The 867-nt window shown below is 74.9% G+C and carries 2 protein-coding genes; one reads left to right on the top strand and one right to left on the bottom strand.

What is annotated here, in order from left to right; genetic code table 11:
* On the top strand, window positions 1-564 hold a 564-nt coding region (locus tag IH13_RS0117445), incomplete at its 5' end, for an amidase family protein (protein ID WP_031085476.1).
* 140 nt (window positions 565-704) lie between these two features.
* Here IH13_RS0117445 and IH13_RS40910 read toward each other — a convergent pair.
* Window positions 705-867, bottom strand: a 163-nt coding sequence (locus tag IH13_RS40910; protein WP_234433320.1) for a carbohydrate-binding protein, incomplete at its 5' end; no start/stop codon positions are given.

Raw genomic sequence — 867 nt, 5'->3', positions numbered from 1 at the left:
CCGTACCAGGACCGGCTGGCGGAGCTGGAGTTCCCGGCGCTGCTGAGCGAGTTCCACCGGGACATCGACGCGTACCTCGCTACCCGGGAGGGGCCGGCGGACCTCGCCGCGCTGATCCGGTTCAACCGCACCCATCCTGCCGAGCGGACCTGCTTCGCCGGGCAGGAACTGTTCGAACAGGCGCTGGCCGCACCCCCCACCACCGACCCCGCGTACCGGGCCGCGCGTGCCGAGCTGAACGATCTCTCCCGGCGGTCCATCGACGAGACCATGGCCGCTCACGACCTGGACGCCATCGCCTCCCCGGCCAACCCGCCGGCCTGGACGACGGACTGCGCGCGGGGCGACAACGACGTGATCCCGTCGTCCACCCCGGCGGCCGTGGCGGGCTATCCGTCGCTGTCCGTGCCGACCGGGTCGGTGGGCGAGCTGCCCGTGGGTCTGCTGCTGATGGCGGGCGAGCGTCAGGACGCCGGGCTGCTGTCACTGGGGGCCGCGGTGGAACGGCGGCTGGACGCCTGGCGCGCACCGCGATACCTGCCCACGGCCCCCACCGGCACGTAGCTCCCGCCCTGGCTGATCGACCTGCCGTCAGGCACGCCCGTGGGGTCCCGGGCCGCCCGCCCGGGACCCCGTGGTGCGGGGACCGTCCTGCCCGCCGGGCCCCGGCGGGTCAGCCGGTCACGGCGCAGGGGTCCGGCGGCTCAGCAGGTGCCGAGGTCCTGCCAGACGCCCCACTCGCCGGTCGTGCCCGGCTCCTCGCCCGTCGTCCACCACTTGGCCTTCCAGGTGTGGCCCTTGTACGAGACCTGCTGGCCACCGGTGTAGACCGTCCCGCCGGCCCAGGGGGCCGCCGTGCACTGGCTT

This window comes from Streptomyces sp. NRRL WC-3549, assembly GCF_000721935.1.
Lineage (GTDB): Bacteria > Actinomycetota > Actinomycetes > Streptomycetales > Streptomycetaceae > Streptomyces.
Note: the sequence above shows the minus strand (reverse complement) of the source record. Positions and strands in the feature narration are given on the sequence as shown.